The sequence below is a fragment of the Flavobacterium lipolyticum genome (genome assembly GCF_020905335.1).
GTDB classification, from domain to species: domain Bacteria; phylum Bacteroidota; class Bacteroidia; order Flavobacteriales; family Flavobacteriaceae; genus Flavobacterium; species Flavobacterium lipolyticum.
This window is the reverse complement of record NZ_JAJJMN010000003.1, coordinates 150821-176324: the sequence shown is the minus strand read 5'-3', so window position 1 is coordinate 176324 and position 25504 is coordinate 150821. Positions and strand designations below refer to the sequence as shown.

24 protein-coding genes are annotated in these 25504 nt (G+C 33.3%); all 24 read right to left on the bottom strand.

Translation table 11 applies throughout. The annotated features are described in order from the left end of the window. Position 1: 1 nt before the first annotated feature. The 24 genes from LNQ34_RS22920 to LNQ34_RS22805 all read right to left on the bottom strand — a co-directional run bounded on the left by LNQ34_RS22920 (position 2) and on the right by LNQ34_RS22805 (position 25503). Complete coding sequence (locus LNQ34_RS22920; protein ID WP_202704279.1) at positions 2-1351, bottom strand: hypothetical protein; 1350 nt, start codon at positions 1349-1351, stop codon at positions 2-4. Positions 1352-1360: 9 nt separating this feature from the next. Further along, positions 1361-3130, bottom strand: coding sequence for a type VI secretion system Vgr family protein (locus LNQ34_RS22915; protein ID WP_202704280.1), 1770 nt, complete (start codon positions 3128-3130; stop codon positions 1361-1363). A gap of 94 nt (positions 3131-3224) precedes the next feature. Then, the gene (locus LNQ34_RS22910) at positions 3225-3881 is read right to left on the bottom strand and encodes a hypothetical protein (protein ID WP_230001435.1); all 657 of its coding nucleotides are present in this window, start codon (positions 3879-3881) and stop codon (positions 3225-3227) included. Beyond that, on the bottom strand, positions 3868-4731 hold the full coding sequence (locus LNQ34_RS22905; RefSeq protein WP_230001433.1) for a glucosaminidase domain-containing protein: 864 nt from the start codon (positions 4729-4731) through the stop codon (positions 3868-3870). The genes LNQ34_RS22910 and LNQ34_RS22905 overlap by 14 nt, the downstream gene beginning before the upstream one ends. Before the next feature lie 377 nt (positions 4732-5108). Next, positions 5109-5504 (bottom strand): type VI secretion system tube protein TssD, encoded by a 396-nt coding sequence (tssD, locus tag LNQ34_RS22900; protein ID WP_017496350.1) that lies wholly within the window; start codon positions 5502-5504, stop codon positions 5109-5111. Positions 5505-5871: 367 nt separating this feature from the next. After that, complete coding sequence (locus tag LNQ34_RS22895; RefSeq protein WP_230001431.1) at positions 5872-6240, bottom strand: T6SS amidase immunity protein Tai4 family protein; 369 nt, start codon at positions 6238-6240, stop codon at positions 5872-5874. A 146-nt stretch (positions 6241-6386) separates the two neighbouring features. After that, positions 6387-6788 (bottom strand): hypothetical protein, encoded by a 402-nt coding sequence (locus LNQ34_RS22890; protein ID WP_230001429.1) that lies wholly within the window; start codon positions 6786-6788, stop codon positions 6387-6389. 182 nt (positions 6789-6970) lie between these two features. Continuing rightward, a complete protein-coding gene (locus LNQ34_RS22885; protein ID WP_089078311.1) occupies positions 6971-7384 on the bottom strand; it encodes a hypothetical protein in 414 nt (137 codons plus the stop codon). Continuing rightward, positions 7369-8085, bottom strand: a complete 717-nt coding sequence (locus LNQ34_RS22880; RefSeq protein WP_198288044.1) for a T6SS effector amidase Tae4 family protein — start codon at positions 8083-8085, stop codon at positions 7369-7371. The genes LNQ34_RS22885 and LNQ34_RS22880 overlap by 16 nt, the downstream gene beginning before the upstream one ends. A 39-nt stretch (positions 8086-8124) precedes the next feature. Further along, a complete protein-coding gene (locus LNQ34_RS22875; protein WP_230001427.1) occupies positions 8125-8838 on the bottom strand; it encodes a PAAR-like protein in 714 nt (237 codons plus the stop codon). Beyond that, positions 8838-9584, bottom strand: a complete 747-nt coding sequence (locus LNQ34_RS22870) for a hypothetical protein (protein ID WP_230001425.1) — start codon at positions 9582-9584, stop codon at positions 8838-8840. The genes LNQ34_RS22875 and LNQ34_RS22870 overlap by 1 nt, the downstream gene beginning before the upstream one ends. A gap of 3 nt (positions 9585-9587) precedes the next feature. Continuing rightward, positions 9588-11639, bottom strand: a complete 2052-nt coding sequence (locus LNQ34_RS22865; protein WP_230001424.1) for a phospholipase effector Tle1 domain-containing protein — start codon at positions 11637-11639, stop codon at positions 9588-9590. Positions 11640-11709: 70 nt separating this feature from the next. Further along, positions 11710-13110: a DUF2931 family protein gene (locus tag LNQ34_RS22860; RefSeq protein WP_230001423.1), complete on the bottom strand. Its 1401-nt coding sequence runs from the start codon at positions 13108-13110 to the stop codon at positions 11710-11712. Positions 13111-13666: 556 nt separating this feature from the next. Next, the gene (locus tag LNQ34_RS22855; RefSeq protein ID WP_230001422.1) at positions 13667-14443 is read right to left on the bottom strand and encodes a hypothetical protein; all 777 of its coding nucleotides are present in this window, start codon (positions 14441-14443) and stop codon (positions 13667-13669) included. 84 nt (positions 14444-14527) lie between these two features. Next, positions 14528-16405: a type VI secretion system Vgr family protein gene (locus LNQ34_RS22850; protein ID WP_230001421.1), complete on the bottom strand. Its 1878-nt coding sequence runs from the start codon at positions 16403-16405 to the stop codon at positions 14528-14530. Positions 16406-16582: 177 nt separating this feature from the next. Next, positions 16583-16978 carry a type VI secretion system tube protein TssD gene (gene tssD / locus LNQ34_RS22845; RefSeq protein WP_230001420.1) on the bottom strand — a complete coding sequence of 132 codons (396 nt, stop codon included), beginning with the start codon at positions 16976-16978 and terminating at the stop codon, positions 16583-16585. 454 nt (positions 16979-17432) lie between these two features. After that, positions 17433-18209: a DUF5457 domain-containing protein gene (locus LNQ34_RS22840; protein ID WP_017496363.1), complete on the bottom strand. Its 777-nt coding sequence runs from the start codon at positions 18207-18209 to the stop codon at positions 17433-17435. Between the two features lie 10 nt (positions 18210-18219). Next, positions 18220-20544, bottom strand: coding sequence for a type VI secretion system protein TssR domain-containing protein (gene tssR, locus LNQ34_RS22835; RefSeq protein WP_202703509.1), 2325 nt, complete (start codon positions 20542-20544; stop codon positions 18220-18222). 3 nt (positions 20545-20547) lie between these two features. Next, a complete protein-coding gene (locus tag LNQ34_RS22830; protein ID WP_017496364.1) occupies positions 20548-21486 on the bottom strand; it encodes a PKD domain-containing protein in 939 nt (312 codons plus the stop codon). Then, positions 21476-21946, bottom strand: coding sequence for a type VI secretion system TssO (tssO, locus tag LNQ34_RS22825; RefSeq protein WP_017496365.1), 471 nt, complete (start codon positions 21944-21946; stop codon positions 21476-21478). Before tssO ends, LNQ34_RS22830 begins: the two co-directional genes overlap by 11 nt. Next, the gene (locus LNQ34_RS22820) at positions 21943-22446 is read right to left on the bottom strand and encodes a hypothetical protein (protein WP_017496366.1); all 504 of its coding nucleotides are present in this window, start codon (positions 22444-22446) and stop codon (positions 21943-21945) included. Before LNQ34_RS22820 ends, tssO begins: the two co-directional genes overlap by 4 nt. 10 nt (positions 22447-22456) lie before the next feature. Continuing rightward, on the bottom strand, positions 22457-23593 hold the full coding sequence (locus LNQ34_RS22815) for a hypothetical protein (protein WP_070905592.1): 1137 nt from the start codon (positions 23591-23593) through the stop codon (positions 22457-22459). 85 nt (positions 23594-23678) lie between these two features. Next, on the bottom strand, positions 23679-24563 hold the full coding sequence (locus tag LNQ34_RS22810) for a TssN family type VI secretion system protein (protein ID WP_202703508.1): 885 nt from the start codon (positions 24561-24563) through the stop codon (positions 23679-23681). A 34-nt stretch (positions 24564-24597) separates the two neighbouring features. After that, complete coding sequence (locus LNQ34_RS22805; RefSeq protein WP_230001418.1) at positions 24598-25503, bottom strand: hypothetical protein; 906 nt, start codon at positions 25501-25503, stop codon at positions 24598-24600. Between the last annotated feature and the right edge of the window lies 1 nt (position 25504).

Genomic DNA, 25504 nt, shown 5'->3' with positions numbered 1-25504 from the left:
ATTAATAGGTGTTGCTTAATTGATATTCCTCTTGTATCTGTTTGGCTATTTGTTTTGGATTGTCGTTCCAGTTTTCTCCAAAAATGAGTACCATTCGTTTAAAAACAGCTTCTTTTTCTGAATACCCAATTTTAGGGTCACTCTCTAAATAACTGTCAGCAATAAAAGTAAAGTTGACGATTTTAAGGGTTTCGTCGGTTAGTGCGTATCCGTACTCAAAAGCATCATTTAAAATTTCGGTATATCTACTTCCTTTTTTCTTGGCAGCCAGCAGCAATGCATAATTGTACCCGTTGATCACCTGCATTTCCTGATTTATTTCCTTAGCAATTGCCACTTGTTTTAAAAAATAATCAATCGCCGTATCTGTATTTCCGATAATGCTGTGATGTGAACCTTTGTAAACTAATAGCTGCATTAAAATTCCAGCAACATCTTCTTTCTCTTTATAAAACGGAGTTGTTATTTTAATTCCCTTATCCAATAGTTGATGAATAAGCTCCTTCTCGTCTTTAAATTGAAATAAAAAACTGGCATAAATTAAATAAGACGAAGCCCAAAAACTGGTTTCTCCGGTACTCTTACTAATGTCGATAAGCTCATTACCCAGTTTTTTTACTTTCTCCTGTTTTTTATTTTTTGCTGCCTCACCAATTTCAAACAAACATTTTCGGTATCGCACCTGTGGATCATTTGGATTTCCTTGTGCAGCTATTTCTTTGTAAGCTTTGTTTATTTCCTGATTTGGAATTTCTATAATGGTTCCGTTTTCCTTTGCTGCAAAAACTACATCGCGATACTGCTGTCTTTCCTGATAATCCAAAAACAGAAAACCTATATTTTCCGGCAATAAAACGGCCAGTTCATTCAGACTTTCGGTCAACAAATCGGCATTGCTTACTTTTTTTACTAATAAACTTACGATCAAAAGATTTCCTGTTTTTGCTTCAAATTCTTTAAAACTAATGAGCATTTTGATGTAGAATTCCTTCAGACTTTCAATACTAAGCTGATTAATTTCGGGAAGTATTTCTTTAAAAGTGGCAAAGTCTTTCCAATTCCAATTGGGATTTTTTTTCAGGTCTTCTTCAAAAGTTACAATCCATTGCTCTATGATCGTGCTGTAAAAATCTTTTTTATCATCAAAATCAACAACAAAAGCAACAAACGAATCTTCAGATTTACCATAGGCAGAAGATTCTAAGTGAATGAAAGCATCCAATAAAGGAAAATCATCCTTAAAACAAACCATACTGAATACTTTAGCTTTTGGCTTTTCTTTTCGGGTTTTGTTCCAGATTTTCTGAATGTTCTCGACTCTTACAGCGATAGGATTGTGCGTATTATGCATTTTTAAATTCTAATTTAAGTTCACCACTCCACCTTTAACATTGGTCATTGTTTTACCGTCTATGTCAACAACCTTTCCTTCTGCCAAAATGGTATTTTTTCCTTTTATATTGATACTTGGCGCTTCATTACCGATTTGAGTGTCACTTTTCACACTCACCTCATCCGTACCAACAGCTACTATTTTTTTACTGTCGACATTGACCTCATTTATACCATTTATATTTACCTTTTCATCAGCAAGAATGTTAATTTCTTTCGACAAAACGTCAATTTTGTTTGGTGCATAAATGGTCATGGTCCCGTCACCATTAAGTTTTATCATATTACCACTTGGATCTGTTGCGGTAAAACTATTATCTCCTTCATCTAAAACTAAAGAAGTGCCTCCTCTGGTTGCAAAGCTTCTTTTGTTGTTATCCTGACCACCGCCTCCGCCACTTTTTCCATGAAATACGCTTCCCAAAATGAAAGGTCTGTTTGGATCTCCATAACGGAAATGAACCATAACATGATCCCCTACATCGGGTATAAATACCATTCCTCTGTTACTTGCTACTTTTCCGCTGCTTCCTGCATCCGGAGTTAGAACACGAAGCCAGGCTGTTTTCATAGAAGTACCTTGCTGCCAAAGCATTTGCACTCTAATTCTTCCTTTATTTTTAGGATCCGTATTACTTTCTACCAGAGCTTGCTGTGTTTGTGCTATTGGATAAGCGACATCGGGTTCCGGAAGACTCAATACTTTTGAAGGTATCGCTCTGAAGTTATTTTCGTATTCTCCCAAATGGGTCGCATAGTGGCTAATTTCGGTAATAATATAAGAGCCTACTTCTTGTGTTATCATACTTTCGTTTTCTAAAACACTAGATTTTATGTTGACTATACTTCCAATTTTTAATTTGGTATTTTTAGTAGTTGCCGAAACATAATTGGTATCGGCAGCGGCACTTTCCTGTTTCTTTTTTAAGAAAGATTCTAAAACCAAATCGTCGCCTGTACTCACTATTCCGTGTGTAAATGCCGGTGTTGCAAATACCTCTTTTGAAGCAGCAAAAGCTTCATTGCCTAATTTTGGCAAACCGCCTACCGTGTCTTTTGATTTTGCGCTATAGCGTTTGTCAGCGCTTTCGTTATAAGTAAAAGCACTAAATTTATTTGGTACCGCCTGTACGGATATTTTTAGTTTTGAGATATCACTATTGTAGGTCAGAGAGATCGGCTTGTCAAAACTTTTAGGTTTACCGAAGATTAACTTCTCTCCATCATAATACAACCATTCGTTGTACTGTTTTGCCAATCGCTGAATGAACTGAAAATCGGTTTCAAGGTATTGATTCTGATAGTCCATTTTACTGGCATATTCAGGGTTTACCTCGTTTTGCAGCTGCTCTCCTGCTCCATTTTTTATGGCTTCTTTGACGATATCTTTTAAATTCATTTCTTCCCAGGAATGCAGCTTTTCACCGGACTCCAACAAGATGGTCTTTGAATAACCTGATACTACAATATGGTTGCCTGAATGCCCCATTTCCTGATCAAAATCGATATTGGTCACTACTCCTAAAAAGTTGTTTTTGTCTTCAAGGATGATGTGTACCACTTTACCTAACCAGGCCTGAGCATTTTCAAGAGTATAGGCCAAAGGACTTTCGACAACGGCATGGGGAACACGAATTTCGAATCGATGATGATCGTTTATCACCTGTACCAATTCTATACTGGTAAAATGACTTATTCTCTTGGAATCTATTCCAAAAATTATGGTTTGTAGTATCATTATTTTAATCTTTTTAGTTAGTACTAACTATTTATATCTATCGGATCAGTGTGGTGTTAATTAATTTTTATAAATCTCGTATCGATTAATGTATTTAAGGAATGTTATTATTATCTGTATTTAAAAACCTCAACAATGCCTCGTTGTTCTCTAACATTTCGGGGGTTAAATTCAACTCTTTAGTACCTTGATGCGTAATTAAATTTTTACCAATTTTGTAATAATGAATGGTTGTTTTTCCTTCATAATTTAAGCTGTTTGCACTTATAATTATGTTGTTTTTTTCATTAAAATAAAAAGAATTAATCCCGGTTGTAATGATATCAGATCTTTGTTTGAACTGATAATTAATTTCTTTTTTATTAATTAAATCAATTGCAATCAGATTTATTCTATTATTTACTTCACTCAGGGGCAATAATAGAATATGATTATTTGTGATGTAAACGTTTGTCGATTTATCATTGGCAATAAGACCATTTATGGGAAATACATTATCGAATCGATTTGGATATGCTATTCTAATAATGTTATTTCTGCCCTGGTTCACATAAATACTATCTTTATAATATTTAATGGTATATAAAAGTCCTTTTCGGTCTTTAACTTCTAAGCTGTCAATTTCAAATTTTACCTGTTCCTTTTTAACTTCATTTATCGAAATAACATTTTCTTTATTCTTCGAATTACATCCAAGAAAAACAAAAAAAGTTAAGATTATAAGTAACTTAAGTTCACTAGTTAATTTCATTTGAAATGGTGTTAAATTTTTCGTTCTGAATCACCAACTGCCTCTTTTCTTCTTCCAGTGTGCTTTTTACGGGATCAGTAAATAAAAGTGAATTGCCTGTCAGGATTGTATTTATTTCCTTTAACCTTTCTTTATTAGCTTCTATCTGAAACTCTAAACTATTTTTGAAACGCTTCTTTACTCCACCGATTTGTTTGAGCAGATGTTCACCATAATGATTGGCACCACTGCTGTCCATATCAGCATTATAGGCGTACTTTCCTCCATGTCTTTCTTTAGCTGTAGGATAATATGTTCCGGTATTAAAAGCCTTATCAATATCATCTGCAGTTATGGTGTCATTTTTTATTATACTGGAAAAATGACTCCAGTTTTTATCTATTTTGTTAAAATAATCCGTCAAAGCGGCTTGATAACCACCCAAATTGGAGTAATCTTTAACTGTACCATGACTGGTACTTCTTTTGAAGGGTTTTCCCATAACTCCAAATAGGTTATAGTCCCCATGTTTTATTGCGGATGCTCCATATCCACTTTCTAAACTTGCCTGTGCCAATACTAATAATGCACCTTGGGACGATGCTCCTTTTGCTTTTGCAAAATCGTATATTTCGACTGCAATTGTGGTCAAAAACTGATGATGTACAGGTTTTTCTTTTTTAGGTGGTGAGCTTATAGCTTTAGCTTTAACATCTTCGGCTACACGATTACCTTGCGGGCTTCTTCTTTGCATCATTGCGCCCACTTTATCCGTATTTTCCCATTGACCTGTTTGTCTATTATACTGAGGTCCTTTGACTCCTAATGAACTGGCGTTCTTATGTTTTCCTGAAGATGAAGTTTTAGCCATGAGATTATTTATTAGATTGAGATACCTCAATAGTCATAAAACAATATCTCTTTTGGGGATTTATTTCGTAGGTATTTTTTTTTGGTATCATTGGGGTTTGGGGGTTATTTTATTAAGAAGACTGCCCTATTAAAATTGCTTTACTATAAAATCCCATAGAAAAGTAAATTTTAGAAATACACTTATCTACTGCCTAAAAAGAAAAAATTATTTCAACTTTCTGATAACGGAACTAAAAACAGGCCGAACAAAAATCTTTTACTAAGATTTTCCTTCAACTGAACCGCTAAAACTAAGGCCTAAAATTCGGATCTTTTTATTTTTAAGAAAACAAGAAGCGATATGGTATCGCTTCTTGTTTTCACAACCAGCTAAAATTAGATTTTAGCCCAGTTGTTATCTAATGTAGCATTACCTAATGTAATTTTCTCTGCAGAGAATGTAATCTCAGTAGTCATTGGAGTTTCGGCCAAAGCGTCTAACTGCTCGCTAAAGAATACAATAAAAGCATTTTCAAAAGAAAGTTCTTTCATTACTTGCTCAGAGTCAGCTTTGAAAAATTTTACTTTTCCGCTTACTGGTTTGTGTTGACTGTTTACCGCTTGTTCGATAACTGTAGTGTTGTCTGTAGATTTTACTCTTAAGTTTAATCTTCCTCCTTTAATTTCAGAAGAAACAGCTCCTTTACCGTCAGTATGTCTTAACATATCAACTTTTGAGAATAATACTTGGTACTCGTTTCCTTCGAATTCTAAAACTGCTTTAAATGCCATAATAAAAAATTTAAGTTGTTAAAAATTGTTTTTTTAGAATCCTCTTTCCTTTTGTATGACTAGTATGAACAAAAAAAAGAGGTATTCTACATGATTTTAGAATACCTCTTTTTGTACTAACGTACTTTTTATAATTGCTTCTTGTAGGAAGATGAGGGTGATTCGCAATCAATATTTGTACGAATATACAAATACAATTTTGAAAAACAAGTTGATTCGTAATCTTTTTCATAGAAATAAAGAAAAAATATTGCTTTAAGCTAATCCAAAATGTAAGAATCCAGCATTTACGGGGGCTGACAGAAAATTCATCTTTTTCTTTTACAACCAAAATAGTCGTATAAAAAAAATCCTACCTCTCTCTTTCTTATTTTTTCAATACTTTTTTTATGAATTTATCCAATTCTTTCGATTCGTAAAAATCCATACAATGACAGAAAATATAGTTTGCTTTACTATCTTCAAGATTTTCAGATACTCCCATCTCATAAAACTGTGAGGTATTTTTTGCAGTAAAGTCATCCAGTTTATTTAACATATTATAATCTGCATTTTTTACTTGAAGCATATATGACGCGGAATAGTCGTGGCTAATAAATGTTGAGTCAACCGAATGATAGTTGATTTTTAAACATTTTTGCAATGAATACTGCTTAAGCAAATGTACTTCATCTTTTGATTGAGTATAGGCAATGCTTCCAATCAATAAAAAACTTAAAATTATTTTAGTTCCCATATTTTTAACCTGTTTGCTTACACTAACTCTAATTGAAAATTCTTTTCATAAGAATAAAAAAATATTTCAAGTTTAGTTAGACATACTAAGCTTAATATATCCGTTTTTTCTAGGACTAAAATAGTTGCCAAAAAAGTACCACTTTCTTATTTCTTGTACAATTTCTTTATAAATTTATCCAGTTCTTTAGATTCATAAAATTCCAAACACGTACTTGTAATTGTATTACTATCGCCGCTTTCAGAATAGTACGGACTTTCAATCAAATAAAAACCGCCCGTTATTTTTTCTGTGAAGCTTCTAATTTTCTCACTGTCACGCTCTTTAATTTTTCCCAATTCGATGAACTCTTTACTCGATTTATCACTTATTTGGAACTTATTACTTAAGTATTTTTCATCTAATTTGACATTATTAGTGTAAATACAATTACAATAAGCATACTTCTTCGCGAATTTTAGTTTTATATCAACGGTTTGAGCAGAGCTAATGATAGTGCATAAAAAGATGCTCACAAAAGAAAATAGCTTTATTATTTTAATTACCATACTCTTAATCTATTTGTTTGTACTAAATCCTATTGAATTTTCTACTTCAGGTAATAAAAAAATATTATACAAACGAATCCTCTCTATTTATTATTTTTCAAGAAAATTTTTATCATTTTTATATTTAGACTAAACTGAACTGATAAACAGTGGCAGAATGATAACTTATTAATATTGCAATTTTACTTTTTTCGAATTTTATCTTTAACATTAACTATTTTCTTCACAAATAAATCCAAACCTTTGGATTCATAAAAAGCAAAACAATTACAAAGAACAATATTTCTGTCTCCTGTCTCAAAGTGCAAATTATTTTTCTGAGAATAATACAAACCAGTTATTGCAATAGCATAATCTATTACTTTATTTTTAAGCTCATCATCTTCTAAAAAATTACCGTTTATTGAAATTTGAACTCCCGAAGCATCTTTATAAGTGTTATAAAAGGTTGAATCAATTTTTTGATAATTGTAGCTTAAACATTTATTAAAAGCATATTTTTTTATTTCTGCTACTTTATTCTGCCCTATTGCTTTTGTAAAAATTAAAAGCACAAATAACAATAAATAGTTATTCTTTTTTATTTTAATTCCCATAACTTTATTTCATCTGTTTGTATAACAATATTTTTCTTCTTGATAGGATGATAGGCTTCATATTTCATATTAAAATAATAAAGCTCACTAGAAGGATCATCATGACGTGGATCTCCGGGATATATTAAGTTTTTACCATCCCACAAAGTAAAATGCCCTGAAGCATTTCCCCATCCTGAAACTTTAAACATAACAATTCCTTTCAGTTTACTGAGCTTACTCCAATCTGTTGTTGACAAACCAACTTTTATTTCGCCTAAATTAGCTCTCTTAAGTGTTACATCAAACTCAGGAGCCCCTAAATGGTCTTCTAAATATTTTCCCAATTCTTTTACTCTATACCAATAATAGTTTTTTGTCACTCCCGTACTTGTTCCTACATGTACCCCACCGCTAGAACCTTTTTCTCTATATTTTGAATTATCTTTTGGAAGTTTGAAACCACTTAAATTTAACCCTCTACTCATCCTAAAAGAACAAGTGTTTTCCCAATCTTCGGGTGCTTTTTTGTATAAATCTATTAAACCATTACCTATATCATTATAAAGTTTAACTGTATCTACCGATGTGTTTGGATAATTCTTTATCATATCATCCCATTTTGGTCTTGTGGCTGCTACTACCCTTGCCTGAACACCCCCAACACTAGCTACAATATTACGTTGCATTAATTCTATTGGAATTATCTTTTCAAAATCCATAATTTTTCTTACTTGCTTTATTTTCGTTTTTTTTCCTCCTTAATTATCTGTTTCTAATAAATTTAGAGTGTAGTCTTTTAGGACCTTTTCAAAAATTACAGTATCACTTTTACCAACAGTTCCTGTAAGATTTAATTCAGTTAAATTATCCGTCAACGGTTTCCCATCTTCACTTTTTATAGATACTGTGACACTCTCCCCTTCTTTATAATTCAAGGTCTTTACAACCAAATTCATGTCTACATAAAATCTCGACTTTTTAGCTAATTTGGTGTCATTATACGTCCAGTAAAGTTCTACAATTCTTTTTTCTAAATCTGGCACAGGCGCAGCTGTAGTATCAATCTTTTCTGGTGCATTGCGTTGCGCAGAGTCTGTGATTTTAATATCTACTCCTCCATAATTGCATTTAATCGTACTTTTAAGAAGTAATGGAAATTTTTCCTGAAAATACACTGTTCCCACATCTTTCCAGTCGGCAAGCTGCATTACTGAAGCGCATGGACTTGAACTCTGAGGGCTTTTTTTGCAGTTGCCTTTAAAGATTACACTCTTTTTGTCTTTCTCGACGATCGTTGCTACTTTTTTGTCTTGTATGGTTGGAGTGTCAAAATTTACTTTTAAATCGCCTTCCGGAACGGTACATAAGTCACATTTTAGTTTGGCTCTGTCGATAACAAATTTTAAGCCATCCTCGGCTTCCTCTTTTTCCTCGCGTTCTTTTCGTTTTTGAGTATTATCTGGTTTTGCCATTAAAGTGATGTTTTATTAATGTTATACAAAATGCTCAATCTTTCTTTTTCTATTTCTAATGTTGCCAATTCTATCTGATGTTCTCTGTACTCTACAGTACCATCATATTTTATGCTATCTGTCTCTGCATTCTCTCCAAAAGGTTTTCCTGATATGAAGTAGGTGTCCAATTTTTCATCTTTTGGATAAATGCGTTCCAACATTACAGTGCTCCCACAATCTATTATTTTTTTTTGCCGCTCAATAGGAGACGGGTTTCTATATAAACTAAAAAAATACAAACCAAACATTTTATAATCGGAGAAGAAGGTTATCATTTTTTGCTCGTCTTCTACCGAACTGCTAATATCCTGCAGGTATGATTCTGTAACAAAACCAACATTATCTATAGCCAATTTGGCACGAACAATTTCCCATCGTTTTCCCAGTTCCCCAAAGTTTACTATTTTGATTATTTTACCATAGTTATTTACTTCTACTTCAACTTCGTCAAAAGCAGCTCCTATTCTTTTAAGAAAAATCATATTCTCTGTAGATAAATTACTTGTGATTTCGATCTCGGAAAGAAACAACTGAAACAACTTATCATTTCCGTTGTCTTTGTACCTCGTGATAGCAATCTTTCGGGTGTAATTTATTTTTTTTATCTTTTTTGGATTCGAGAAATCTGTTGTTACCGTTTCAAATACAAACTCATTTATTTTATCAAGCTCAGGAAATACAACATCGTAATCTAAATAGGTCATACTTTAATGTATTTTTCTTTTTCTGCCTTCATTGGGCTGCATCCCGAACCAATCTCTTGTTGAGGACCAATGCAGGTATTCATTCCTTAACTTTCTCAACATGGTTTGTGAGCTGTAACCAACAACAGTAACTCCCTCTATAGTATATGTTTTCATTTCAGGCTCTTTTTGTGGTATTTTAAGCGTCTCAAAGTCTAATTTAGGTTTATATTGTTCTACCCGTAAATTGTCGATTGGTATTTTAAGCTCTTCGTATTCATAAGTATGATTTTTGAGTTTTTGCTCTATACTTTGTATTTCCGCTTCGCATCTCTGCTTTTCTATCCTTTCCAGTCTTCTTTGTTCGATTACTTCGTCACTGATGAAATCCCATTCTTTCACCTCGTTGGTTTCATCCAGTGCATAAGGTGTTAAATAGCTTTCTACACCTGTTAGAAAATCATCTAATGGAAATTTCACAGTTGTTTCTTCTACAAAATACTGCTTCATTTCAGTACTTTTGGCATACGTTTCCATAAAGTGCAGCGGAATATAACTGTACTCTTTTTTAACGCCTTCATACTGATCTTCGGTGCCTTCTATTTTTTTTCCACGGGTTCCTGTAAGTTTATGATAAGGTGGAAAACTCCATTGAATTTTTTTTTCGATTTGATCTTCTTTATACCAATACTGTCTGATCAGGTCTCTTCTTAGTGCCTCTAACCCCATTTTATCATCAAAAAAACCATTTGGAAAAACAGAAACATAATGTCTGTCTTTCATTTGAGTTCCGATTTCATCAACAACTTCTTTCTCGGTCATGTAAGCTCCACCTATATCGCAATGTACTCCCGGAAAATTCTTTTCGATGTATCTGCCAGGAATTTGATTGATTCGGGTAAGGGCAAAATTTTGACGATGTTCGTCTTTTGCTGTAAAGTGTACTACTTTTTGGCAGTATAAATTATTCAGGTGCAGCTCGGCAATATCATCATTAAAATGTGTTGACCAGGCTTCTTTCAGGAGCTTGCCTCCTTCGTCTTTCACATTTCCATAATCGTCGTAATGATCCCGAACACCATTCTCCTCAAAATAAGAGGAAACAGTATCATAAATCCCTACGAAACGGACGATGATCTCTACATTTTTTAAATCATGAAAATCAAGGCCGGTTTTTTTTAGTAAACTGTATCCTAAATGCCCCATCTTAGGCAGCTGATCTCCTACTAAATACTTATTGTTTATCTCATAATTATCAACATCAACAAAGGCTGTTCGCATTTTTTGTATACGTACACTACCGGATTCCGAATAGGGCCTTTCAATATATTCTACTCCACAAGGGATTTGTTTTTTTACTGCATTTGCGTAACCGCTATCATGGTTTACCTCGTAAACCAGATTTCTTGCCGTAGCAGCACCTCGGCTGAATCCAAATACATCGAGTGTGATTTGGGCAAGTTTAGTTTCTTCGGAACTTCCGTCCAACTTCTGTGCTACTTTATCTGCAATTTGCTCACAAGCGTTACGCACTCTTGCCCGTATACCCGTTTGTCCTGAACCAAAAGCAAAACCGTCTGTGCTGTCGCGCATTAGGTGATCCGTTCCCATACCGGGTACATAAATGGCGTATTTTTTTTGTTCACAGCATTGCCACATGCGTGCCACATTGGTGTAATCGTTACTATAACTGTTATCTGTTCCCATACGATCCAGACCAAACTCGTTTAAAGGAACTCTATAGGAGGCAACGAGATATTTGTCTCTTTCATCAATAGCTTTAAACTCCGCTTCCTCAGCAGGAGTTTTATTTTTCTTGGAGAGAAGTTCTTCTATGCGTCCTTTATTCTTTATTTTTTTATATTTTTTTTCGTCTTCACTTTCCAGCGTAGCATTGTCTTTTGAATAATCAATATTTCCGTCTGCATCCTTACCCCGACTATGTTTGTTACGCATATCGGTATTCGTTTTATTATTGAGTGTGCCGTCTATAAAAATCCCAAAAGTCAGGCGTAGTTCTTCTTTTTTTATATCATCGGCCGCTGCTCCTGTATTGTATACAAATGTTTTTCCCATAACAATGATTCTGTTTTTGTATATTCTTTTAGTAAATACGATTCGAAAACTAATCTTTTTTTGTACAAAACTAATTCTGATAAGTAGTGAATTTCACTGGTAATTCTTTTCCATTACCTTTAAGTGTAATAGTACAGGAACTATAGGATTTACCTATTTTCACTTGCATTTCTATGGGAGCTCCCGGCTTTAGTTTTTCAATATCTCTAAACGTTTCGCGAACTTCATCGTCTTTAAATATTAACTCTAAATATCCTGTTTCTCCATTCTCTTTGCCATAATCAAAGCTTATTTTGAAAGGTGCGGCATTTTCCTGAAGAGGTAGATTCATTTCTTTTTTTTCAACAAGAGACTGTCCCAAAGTGTGACTCAAAAAATAAATTTCATCCGGCATCTTTTCTCCTTCAGGAAACAAAAAAACAGGATGCCAATTGTATTTGTATTCTCTTGTCACAATGCTTGACTCAAAAACGTTTGTTTTACTTTTCTTCAGTGGTATTACATCTGTACCGTTTTTTAGTGTGGCTCCCAAATAATCACTACCCGGGTTTATTTTAACTTCTAAATCAATATTTGCCTCAGGATTCTTTTTACGCAACTCTTTGAAGGCATCAAAAATTTCTTTCTCGTTAAAAATAAAGGAACCACTATACCCCTGTCCGTTCTTATCCCACCAACGAATCCCTAAATTTCGCGGAATTGCTCTTTCGTGATACTCATTTTTTACAAATTCTTCTTCTAACAATGTTTCTCGTTCTCCATTAAACAGGCTAAATGACAATTCATCCTGCACTTTTCCCTCTCTCACGAATACGGCAGTAGGGCGCCAATTGTATTTTATGCGGTAGCTGTCCCAAAGTCCGTAAGGGATAGGTTTGTTTTTATGTGCTTCCTGATCTTCCGGAGCTATAATTTTTGGATTTTTTAAAGTTCGCGCTCGGTCAGCAGGATCAAACAAAAGTCGTTCATGACTGTCCAAAGAGGCAATTTCCTTAGCGCTTATCTCTGTTTTTTTCCCTTGATAACGCCCTATTTCTACATCTTTCTGTCCGCCTTTCAGCCACACTACTACTACACCTCCCGGAGCAAAACCCACTGTAATGTGCTTATAAGTCGTCATTACTTTTCCTTCTTTTTGAACGCTGCTCTGAAAGCCTTCGTTGAATAGTTTTACCATTTTGGGATAGTCCAACTCTGTATCGATATGATACATCACATCTTCAACATAAGAGTACCAGGTACAGTTAAGTCTTTGTGGAATTGGTTTTTCACCCTGACTCATCCCCGAGGAATTTTCTCCCCAGTCTCCTATACCTGTGGTTGTACCAAAACCGTATATACCCGTTGTACTGTTAGGCACTTCGTTTACACCATTTGACACTAACGGGCCTTCAAGCCAGCCTCTATATACTTGTATTGGGTATCCTGAAGGACAGCTTAAACCTTCCTGCCATTTAAAATTTGTTTCCATATTACTAAGGGGGGCTTTTATTGCGGAGCTATTAACTTTTTTATTGGTTTGCTTTTTCTCCTGGCAAGAAATTGTTAACGTATTTGTTATAAGAAATAATAGTAAATAAAGGGCTATTTTCTTCATGCTTTTTTTAGGTTTTAGGCATACTTATAATGTCTTAATGAACTACTTGTAAATATATCAAAAGTAAGATACATCCCATATTTTTTCTTTATCCTGACTTGTTTCTGTACACTATATTTTTTACCTTTTTTATTTTATAACTTTAGTAATATGGAAGCTTTTTTCATAAAATCTATTATTTATACATACCCATCTCACTATTCTTTAACCTTTTCTATTAATCCTTTTTAACAGCCCTCAAAATAAGTCTCACGATTACAAAAAACACGATAAAACACACACTAAAAATAATTCCTGCCAGAACCGCTGCTCCAAAACTTATAAAGCCTTTTGAAAAAATGGAACTTGTAATAATCAGGGAAATAATTAAAGCAATTAGTAGTGATTTTATAATAATACTATTATTCTTGTTCATTATGCTTGTTATTTTTTAATCTAAATTTTCAATTTTAGAAAAATATTCCCTAAAAGTTTTTTTAAAATTGGATAGGTTTTGAATTCCTGATTGTATTATTTTCTCCTTACTATAAATTTCATACTTCCCATTTCCGGTCTCTTTCCCTGTCCAGACAATTCCGGATTCAATCTTTCCGGATTCATTGGTTTTTAAATAGGTAATTATTGGAGGGGCAAATTTTTCAGCATAGCTTGCTAAATAGATTCTATAAAGAGCATCTTCTTTGGAAAAAAAATGGGCTATTGAATTAAAAGCGGAATCTAAATTTGCAGTATTTGCAACATGATTTAAACCATTAAAAAGTTTTAAAAGATTCTGGTCAAAATCTTCATCAAGATCGTTGAGATCAAAGCTGCTTATTGAACTCTTTATTTTATTATTTACAAGAAAACTATAGACGCTTTTGCTTTTGGGTAACTGATCTCTATTCAAATTTATAGCTTCAAAATAGGCTACTATTTTCTTCTTATAAAATAGTTCACTTATTTGCATTTGATCTTTAAAATATATCTTAATAACAGCAGCTGATTTTTCTCCTTCACTAACGGTAATAGTATCTTTGTCTTTATTAAAACTGAAGATGTTCCCATAATTGACCGCGTACATTTCTACAATAAAACTTTCCAGTTTTCCGTCAATATACTTTTTTGATAATGTACCGCCTTCTATTTCTGCTTTTTGTACCTCTTCTGCTTGTCCAAAAGAGGATACACCTGCCAATAGAAAAATAAAAAATAATAGCTGCTTCATTCTGATTTGATATTACGATTACGTTTTCTTTGCCTGTGCCGGTTTGTTTCAATTGGGATAGATCTTTAAAATAGCTTATCTAAGTTATCCTTTATTTACTTTGGCATCAATGGCACCCAGTACTTTTGAGATTCCCGAGCTTTTTATCAAAATATCTCCTCCTATGGCTTTGTGAGTTGTTGTCGCTGTGGTTTTATTTAAATTACCATTGATTTTCACGGTTTTATCACCTGATACTTTTTGCTCGTACATGTTTGTAATAAGTTTGTAGAGTTCTGTAATATCGACTGTACTGCTTTTTCCAACTTTTAAGCTGTTGTTGCCGTCGATGGTGGTTTTCTTGTTACCGCCTACCCCTACAGTCATATTTTTACCAACGGTAATATCCAGATTATCACCAACATTGATGGTCATATTTTTAGGTGCATTTACAGTAATATTACCTTCCCCATCCAAATAAACACTGTTGTCTGACGGGTCTTTTATGAGAATACTTTTCTGTTTATCATCAAAAGTGATGGTACTTCCGCAGCGGGTAAAAAAACTTTTAATATGATTGTCCAGCTTACCGCCTTCGCCTGTTTTTCCGTTAAAAATACTGCCGATTACATACGGTCTGTTAGGATCATTGTATCGAAAACTAACCATTACATGATCACCTACCTCCGGTATCGTAACCCATCCGCGATTTTTATTTACAACATCGCTGGTTCCGGCATTAGGAGTTAATACATACAACCAGGGCGTACGGGACTGCTGTTTCTTTTGCCATAATAATTCTACGCGAACTCTTCCATTACCACTAGGATCATCATTGGCTACTACCACAGCTCTCTGTTCCTGCGCTATTGGCATGCCTACCTGAGGCTCGGGAAGTTTTTTTATTTTAGCCGGAAGTGCTCTGAAACTATTTTCGTACTCTCCTATTTCAGTAGCTTTGTGAGTAATTTCGGTAATAATATAAGTACCAATTTCATTCGATTCAAATTGTGTCTTATTTGTATTCAATCCTTTTTGAAGAACCTCTGATTTATCTAATATTTGCTGAGATTCGATATTAATAATAGAGCCTATTCTTAGTTTTGGATTTGAGCTTGTTGCCGAAATGTAGTTTCCTTCTGCAGCTATACTTTCCTGTTTTTTTTTCAGGATACTCTCAAAATATACATCATCTCCGGTACTAAATTGTCCGAACTCGTAAGAAGCTGTACTGTATAACTTTTTGGAAGCTTCGAAGGCGTCTTTTCCTAATTTCGGTAATCCCTCTACGATGCTGTCATCTGTTTGTGCCTGATAAAGCTGATCGATATTTTCATTATAAGTATAACCGCTGTACTGATGGGGTTTTGCTTCTACCGATATGCTTAAATTAAACAGGTCTTTGTTGTAGATTAATTTTATAGGAGAGCTTTCTTGTTGTGGTTTTCCAAAAAAAAGTTTTTCTCCGTCATAAAATAACCATTCGTTATATTGTTTCGCCAATCTCTGGATATACTTAAAATCCGATTCCAGATATTGCGTTTGATATTCTATTTTAGAAGTAAATTCGGGCTCGATTTCATATTGCAGTTGTTCTCCTGCAGCAGTTTGTATGAGATCGTGCACCATATCTTTCAAATTGAGATTTTCCCAGGAATGCAACTTTTGACCGTAGTCTAACAAAATAGTTTTAGAATATCCTGAAATAACGATTTGACTGCCTACATGTCCCAATTCTTGTTGATAGCGAACATTTGTTATAATTCCCAGAAAATTATTATTACCGCTTAGCCTGATGTGCAGCACTTTTCCAAGACATTCCTGGGCGCTTTCCATCGTATAGGCCCTAGGTCGTTCTATAACAGAATGTGGAATACTTATTGAAAACTCATGGTGAGTATTAATGGTTTGCTTTAAATCGATTTTAGTAAAATGAGAAATTTCTTTGCCGTCTATACCAAAGATTATTTTAGGAATGACCATAAATCTGTCTAGTTTTAAGTTTAATTCTTTAAAATTTTTAACTTAAACAGAGGATAGTCAAAGCCCTTTACTTTAAAGTTCTTCGTGCCGAATTCAATTTTAAGCTAAAAGATGTCATATTCTGAAAATAAAAAAACAAGAAGCAGTACGCAACTGCTTCTTGTTTTATGAGAAAAATTAAATTTTAGCCCAGTTGTTATCTAGTGTAGCATTACCTAAAGTAATTCTCTCTGCAGAGAATGTAATCTCAGTAGTCATTGGAGTTTCAGCCAAAGCGTCTAACTGCTCACTAAAGAACACAATAAAAGCGTTTTCAAAAGTAAGTTCTTTCATTACCTGCTCAGAGTCAGCTTTGAAAAATTTTACTTTTCCGCTTACCGGTTTGTGCTGGCTGTTTACCGCTTGTTCGATAACTGTAGTGTTGTCTGTAGATTTTACTCTCAAGTTTAATCTTCCTCCTTTAATTTCAGAAGAAACAGCTCCTTTACCGTCAGTATGTCTCAACATATCAACTTTTGAAAATAATACTTGGTACTCGTTTCCTTCGAATTCTAAAATTGATTTAAATGCCATAATAAAAAATTTAAGTTGTTAAATAAAGTTTTTCAGAATCCTCTTTCTTTTTGTGTGACTAGTATGAACAAAAAAAAAGAGGTATTCTACATGATTTTAGAATACCTCTTTTTGTACTAACGTACTTTTTTTAATTGCTTCTTGTAGGAAGATGAGGGTGATTCGCAATCAATATTTGTACGAATATACAAATACATTTTAAAAAAACAAGTCAATTCGTAATCTTTTTCAGAAGAATTAAGAAAAAAAAGAGATGTTTTTAATTCTCAAATGTAAGAATCCAGCATTCATAAGGGCTGACAGAAAATTCATCCGTTTTGAAAAAACAGTCTACTAGTCAAAAAATATTTTTTCAACATTTATTTTACTTCTTCATCTAACTCCCGTAAACACAAAAAGAGATATTCCGCATAATTTTAGAATACCTCTTTTATCTGTTTTTTACTAATTTCCTTTAATCCGTAACATTTTTCATGAAAAACAACAGAATAAATCCCAGCAGCACAACGGTTATGTGCAGGACTATTGAATTGACTTGTGGTTGTAAAGAATTGACCTGGTTTTTTAAGTCTAAAGTTGCTGTGGTATGAATTTCATTAATTTTGTTCACCTGTTTTTGTAATGAATCTATAGTCTTGTTCAAATACAAAATATTCTGATGCTGATTAGAAAACAGTCTTTTTACTTCTTTGTCAGACAGTGCTCTTTTTTTTCTAATCACTCCCGTTTTAGGTTCTTTTAGTGTCAGCTCGCTAACGTCTTCAATTTTATTATTGTTTACGGCAAAACTGTCATTTAACTTGTTTACTAAGAAAAAAATAAACACAATATAAGAAAGCAAAAACGTAGGCAGTATGTACTGAATAAATATTTCAAGCGCTTTAGGTTTTGCGGCATTGTGTATATTGTTTATTGTACTGTAATTCGTAAAAAAAATAGGCTCTTGTTTTTTTTCTTTGTGCAATCTTTCGGTTTTAAATTTTTCTTCTAAATCAATTAGTTCAAAACGATCGAGGCTGTACAAACCTAAATTCTCGTTTAGTTTTTTATGATGCACCATCCAATTGAGTACTTCTTCTATCTGATATTCTGTAATACTGGGATTTTTAAGCCTCCACAAAATTTCTTTTTTTGTAAACTCACACGGTTTCCCTTTGCTTTCAAAATAAAATAACTCTAAAATTATTTCATGCAAAGGTTTCGTCATTTCTATTGTATTGATAAGTTCCATAATCGTTATTTTATAGTAGCATATTTTTCGATATATAATAGTGTTTGAGCTGAGACTCCTCATCAAAAACCTCAAAAGCACTATTTCTAACCATTTTCTCTAAGGCTTCAACTTTAGCATTTAAGCCTATAAACAGCGCCCTGAATTCGGCCGGTTTTCTCTTAAACTTTCTGATATCTTTAATTCTTATAGTATGCAGATCAGAACTGTTTACAAATACTCTTGTTTTAAAATAAAACAGATCTGCTAAAGAATTTCTATTTCTTAATGGTTCGGTCCTTCTGATAATTGAGGCAAATGTATAGCACCTGTCCTTAAAATTCAGAATCTCTACCTTATCAATATTTTCATTAGTGTATTCTTTGCTTACTAACTCCCGATAATTTTCAATAAGCTGTTTAATTTCGTTTTCGGTCAGTAAAATGTGTACTTTACTTTCTAAATCATTATCCAACGAATCTTTTGCATTTATCGCAAAGGTTTCGTTTTTATATTTTTTAGGTACATCAGTACTTACACTGTCTTTTAAAGGAGAATTTTCGATAATATTTTTTACGGTTACACTCGGCTGACTTCTTAAAAAACTAAATTCATTTTTATACTGAGTCAGTGATTTTAGCAATGCATTGTTCGTCTTGATCGTTTTACTGATAACGGTATCAATGGCTTTGTTTATTGTTTCAGGAGTTAACTCCCCGTTTAACTTAGGAAATACAATTCCACCATTAAAGTTACTTTTTAAAGGAGCGTTGTAGATGTACTCATTATCGGTTTCGCCATTGTAAACAAATTCATCATTTTTAGGAACCAGTTTTGGATCTACATAATAGTTCTGAATGTATTTTTTATTGGCATTACTGGCATCACTTAAATACGCCTTACTTTGCGAAATAAAATCCTGATTATCAGAGCTGTTTTCATTTCTAAAAAGGATGTACAATAACTTGGCATTATTCTTAGCCAATGTGCTCATATTATCCTGTAAAACGGTATTTATTGATCCGTCTAATCCTGCCAGTATAAAAAAATTATTTTCGTAGTTGGGTCCCGCACTCAGGAACTGCGTAATATTTATGTTGTTATTGGGTAAAATATTTTCATTTGTAATTTCTTCCGGTGTTTTGATACTTTTTTCAATTAAATCAAACCACTTCGAAAAAGAAGATGTTCTGAGCAAAAAATAACTTTTGGACTTCCCTTTTGCAATAAACGAATACGTAAAATTATAATTGGCATACAAATCACTGCTCGTTGTTAATTTTAGATTTTGTAATGCCGAAAGTGTTTTTTTTAGGTATTGTTTGGTACTGCCGTTGTTCTCAAAAACGTAAAAAAAGTTAATGGTCTTACTTTGCAGATCAATCTGTTCGATTGTCTTTATGGTAATATCATCCCCCTTTAAATTTGTGATTTTATTTTTGTCGTGGTTCCATACATTTACAGGCAATAAAATTTTAGTGGTATTATCGAATCTGGCAGCAATACTGGATTGATTTTCATTTACGAAAAAGGTATTCCTGTACAATTCATTTGCATGAAAGTTGATTTTACCCGACGAAAACTTCAACGTATCAGCAGGATTCAGTTTCACTACCACATTGTCTGTTATAGGATTCAGATATTGCAAAGGAACCCAGCCATATTTAAAATTAGCGGTGTCTTTTGGCATCAAATCATCAGAATTGGACACAAAGGCTGAATTTGCCGTTTTGTTTATGTTGTAGACGTAGACGAAGTCATTTAGTTTAATCCCTTTTTTTGTTGCGGTTTCTAAGTTAGGATCTCCCTTTAACAAAAGAGTACTTTTTTTGACGTTATTGTTACTGTTCACTAAATTATCCAACGTATTACAAGCCACAAAATACTTTACATATTTTAAGTTAACCTGATTTTGGATGGCTCTGCCATATTCCAATACATTGTCTTTTTTAATCCATCCCAGATACTGTACTTCTTTAGCTTTAGAAAAATGGTTGTCTTTACTTCTTAAAGCAGAGAATGTTCCTTTGGGTTTCCCAATCAGTTTCTTATCAGCAACGACAACTTCGTAATAATTCTTATCTTCATCAATAACATACATGGGGGTCAAAATAGCGGCCTTATTTTTTACTTTGGCGCTATAAGGTTCTTCGTAAATTTTATTCTCATTTCGATCTGAAAAAACCATTTTTAGTTCTGGTTTTTTATTTTCTTTTTGCTCCTGGTTATCGTAAGTATTAACTGTTTCTCCTGTTTTTTTAAGAACGTTTGTACTGTTCTTAACCTGTGAAAAAAGGGTACTGGTGATCAATAAACAAATTAAAGACGTATATCGAAGTAAAATGCTGCTTTTCATCTATTACTTTGTTTTATTTTTAGTTTTTTGGGTAATATTGATCTGCTTAAAGCACTTAATATTATCTAATTTCACGTCCTCAATTATAGTTTCATTTCCTTCCAGATAATGAAGTCCCTGACAGTAACTTAAAAAATCGTTGTATTTTTCTTCGTTGACTACTACCACGACATCAGACAAATCATTGCAGATGTATTTATTTTTCAGATAATTAACCTGCTCTCTGTACGTTTTGGTATCTCTTGCTCCCAAATTAGCAATGGTCTGCAGTCTTTTTTTAATATCGTTCAATACAATACCCGACGAATCTACAGCCTCCGGTTCTTTGAAAGGTTCGTACAATTGTAACACTTCAATTACTTTTGTTATCGGATACTTCGTTTTATCTGTTTCGAGCTTTACCGTATAAATTCCCGGCTGAGTAAAAATATAAATGGCTTGTTTTTCATAAGAATCTATGGTTCCCGTTTCGCCAAATTCCCAATACCAATTATTAGAACTCGGAGAATATCCGGTAAACACAATTTCCTCACCTACATAACCAAACTCCGGACAAAATATCTTGGTGATAGAATCTCTTGCCGTCAATCTTCTGCCGTTTACGATATTAATTTGCTTTGAAAAATCGAACTTGTCGTCAATTTTTAAGGTCACTAAATACTTCCCGGCTTTATCATAAGTGTAGTTTACACTTCCTTTACTAACAATCGAATCACCGTTTCCAAAATACCAAACGGCTTTTTTATCTGATATTAGAGTACTGTCATTTATTTTAAAAGATAATTCCTCGTTTAATTCATACTGGTGATTACTATTGTCATCAACAATCGAAAAATCTAGATTACTTAATCGTTTATTATAAGGGAATAGCAGTGCTACTATCACTAAAATTACCGCAATGCAAGACAAAAGGATAACTACTGTTCTGTTTTTAATGTTCATTTTTAAAATCTGCTTTACATTCGTTAAGACTTGTCTGTACAAGGGTATCGTTCTTTTTCACCGTACTTTCTTCCAGGTTTATCTCTAAAAAAACATTTAACAAGTTTCCGCCGATCAAGCAAAAATTATAGGACGAATGAAATTCGTTGTCTTTATAAAGCTGTTTGTACTCTGAAATGTTTCTTTTTACTTCATCGATACGCTGTACTTGATTGATGTCATATTTTATCGTATCAATGGTTTTGAAAATTAGCTTCGATTTATTGGCATAGTCCACCTTAATCTTCTGCATTTTTTCATAATCATTAATTCTGTTCAGCATATCCGTATTATTAAAATCCGGTGTCTTCAGCAAAAACTTGGTAAGACCAATAAATATGACACAGGCGCTAATGATAAATAATAAATTGAACTTTGCTTTCTTCCAATAGGTTTCGTCAAAAATTATTGCCTTCTTCATGATTTGGTACTATTTTTTTTATTTTCCAGTTTATGTTTTTCAATACAATTTTTAAGCTGATTACTTTTGATTTCGTAGCTTGTTGCTGCTTCTTTTAAGACATCAATTTTAGTTTGTATGCGCTGTAATTCAACCAAAAGTTCCTCATACAAACCAAAAGAATTCGTCAAATTTGTTTTTGATTTTTGAATCTCGTTATTGATTGCAAATCTTTTTTCGTTGATCAGGGACTGAAGATTTTTACGTTCATTTAAAGTTCGGTCCTTAAATCTTAAGTCATTGATTTCGATCAGGATTTCACCCAGAAGCAAGTTCATTTCGCCCTGTTTTACTGCAATATCATTGTAGTATTTGTGTTTTTGCTCTAACTCGGCAGCGCCTTTATTTGCCGTTATCAGCGTAATAAAAAGACAGCCGAAAATAAAAGCAGACGTTGTAAAAAAAAGGATTAAAAACCTGCGTTTTTGAGTCGCTATTTTAGGAGAATTAAGTGGTTTCATAGCGCTATGTTTAATCTAATATTGACCATGTATTGCTTTTCGGTGCTGCCACTTTCGTTTCCTCACTAATTACAATGTTCTCTTTTCTGATTCCGATATACTCCAATTCACTTAATTTTTGCCATAAGCGCTTCAAAATTCCTAAAAACTGATTCAGTTTTTCAAGCGTTTGTGCAATATCGTTGTGGTCGTATACGGCACTTTTTGCTTCAAACAATACGCTCAATAACTCTGAAGGTTTTACATCAATCCATTCATAATAGTATTGCAGCAGCACCTCTTTTTCTTTGTCATCCATTAAAGTCAATGTCGAAATAAGATGATTCGCTAAAACAATTATTCGGTCAAACATATAAACCGGAGATTCCTCCGGAGCGACATTTTTAAGATAAAAACAGTTTTCTGAATAATACCCGATTATTTTGGTGCATAAACTAAAGGTGTTCGACACCAGTCTGTTATTAGAAGAGTTTTGCACATTTTTTTTATGAATTTTAATCGAGAAATCATTCAACTGATACAATTCCGTGTTTACTTTTGCTATAAACTGATTCAGTATTTCATTATTTTTAGTCTTAACAACAGGAGCGATGTACTTGTTGTCTTCGATAAAAGTTCCGTTTTGGAATATTATTTTTTTGACAATTAAAAAATAACCCGATAAAAAATTATCATTTACCTCTTTTTTATTGATGATGTGCAACTTGATCTCCGGAAGGGCATGCGGATGATGCAATGGAATGATTTCGGGATCAGGAATACCTACAGGAATTAAATCATAAGGATTAACGGAAACAATAACATAATAATGCTCAAAAGAATTTCGGTCTAAGTCGTTTGCATTAATACTTACTTCCGGAAGTTTGGTGCCATAAATATCCTGATTAAAAGAAATTATGTGACCGTTTTTAGCAATTACTTCGCATTTTTTCAGGTAGGCAACCAGCTGTCCTCCCTCAATTTTTATCTCAATGTCTATCGATTTGTTTCCCGCCGGCTGGATACAGCCATAATTAAAATTGTTTAGCTGAACTTTATTATAATCGCTGACAATTGTTACGTAATTGAAATAATTATTGATAAAATGGTCTTTCGTAAGTTTTACACCGTCTGTCCAGTTGATTGGTAAATGAATGTTTGATTTCATAATCCTGAATTTTGTTTTATGGTATTTGTTAATCTCTTTTCCTTTTTACTCCAAATGGTTTTAAAGAAAAAGATATGGTATGTAATTATTCTTCCAGACCGTTTTCATGCCTGTTTAAAGCAACTCTTTTAGCAAAAATGGTCTGTTTGTTTTTCAATTTACTTTCAGAAATGGTTCTGTAAGGACTCAAGTTCTTTATAAACAAAGGAAAACTGAAGTATTTTGCCGTATAAAAAGTCCAGCCCGTATCTTCATTTTCCGCACTGGATTCGATAGCATCATTAGGGAATCTGTAATTCTGGTCTTCTATAAACTTATCAAACCAGCTCCCCAGATTGACGTCCTGAGCAATTTTTACATCAAATTTGGAAAAGAATTCAGAATTGGCTTTTTTTCTGATGTGTATGGACACCTGCATGAGGCGGAACTTATCGATATTATCCCAATATTCGAAATCTTTGCGCTCTTTACCCACTCTCCAGTATTCGTAGAAAGGCTCAGGAATTTGCAAGTATTTGTTCTTTGATTCCTGAAAAAAGATAGGTACAAACAGCCATAAAATATTAAGCATACTGATGTGAGCGTAACTCGATATGGCAATATAATTGAAAACGAGATAATAAATCCAGGAAGAGAGAATTGCTATTATTAAAAACAGAAACACTTTTGCCAGAACATTATTCTGTATCCCTACTTTTTGAAATAAAGCTGTATTCATGAAATACACCAATGCGATTCCAAGTATGATGTAGTAGATCACCGAAAATAATAAGCCAAACCAGATAAATTCATTGTTAAAGAAAGCAAACAAACAGGGTAAAGCTGCTATAATCGAAAAACATAAAGTAAATATTATGGCCGCTTTTGTTTTGATTTTCACATTCGAAAACTGGCTCATAATCAGCGTTATGATCAAAATCAAAAACGGAGCTAATAGGTATTTTAAGAAAAAGGGTAGTATTGTATTCATATCTGAATGTTATCTCATTATTATGGTTTAAAAATTATAAAATGGTATTTATGCCCAAATAGTTCTCGTTTAGTTTGATGCCTAACTGATAATTATTAAAAAAGACGATATCAATTTTTCTGTTACTAATGATAAAATACTCTAATACTTTACGCGTTAGGTTCATCTTACGTTCCAATATCTTATAATCTATATTTCCTTCAAAATATAGCGCTACCTCTACATCGTCTATCTCGCTTTCTACCGCTCCGCAAAGTCCCAGATTGAATCCTAATGTTCCTTCACTTAATTCCAAAAAGGGAGAATCGGTGAAAACATGTTTCTTGTATTTTAATTTGACTACATTACCCAATAAAGTTTCCAGTACTTTCTCCAGTTCCGGAAGGTTCTCTTTGAGTTTATCGGCTTCACACAGATAAATAAAGAGATTCTTTTTTTGTGTATTAGACAAGTCAAAATCAATGGAGACTAATTCATCTACTATTTTCAGAAACAAATCAATCTTATCATTAAACAAGTGAAGACTTCTGATGGCATAATTTGAATTTGCTGCAAAAAGCTCATTGTCAAAAGGCATAAAAAAGTCTAAAGCATTATTTTCTGCTTTTTTGTTTTCTCTTACTGCTTCTACAATTTCTTTATTCGACATCGTAGAATTACTAACCGATAAGGGATGAAAAAGTAATTCGGGCAAATTATGGTAGATGCTGTTTTTGGCCAAATGCAGGACCAGCGCTTCTTTGGTAAATCTCGAATCTTCCTGATACAGCATCGACGAGAGATCTATAGCGTCTCTTGAATTGTGTCTTTTGGAAAGGCCTTTATGTCTGACAAAGACTTCAGTTTCCTTTTTAAGAATATTTTGCAATTCATAAAAAAGAATTTCTCCTCTCAAATTAAAATTAAGCTGTTGTTTTAAAACTGCGATATCCTGTTCCATA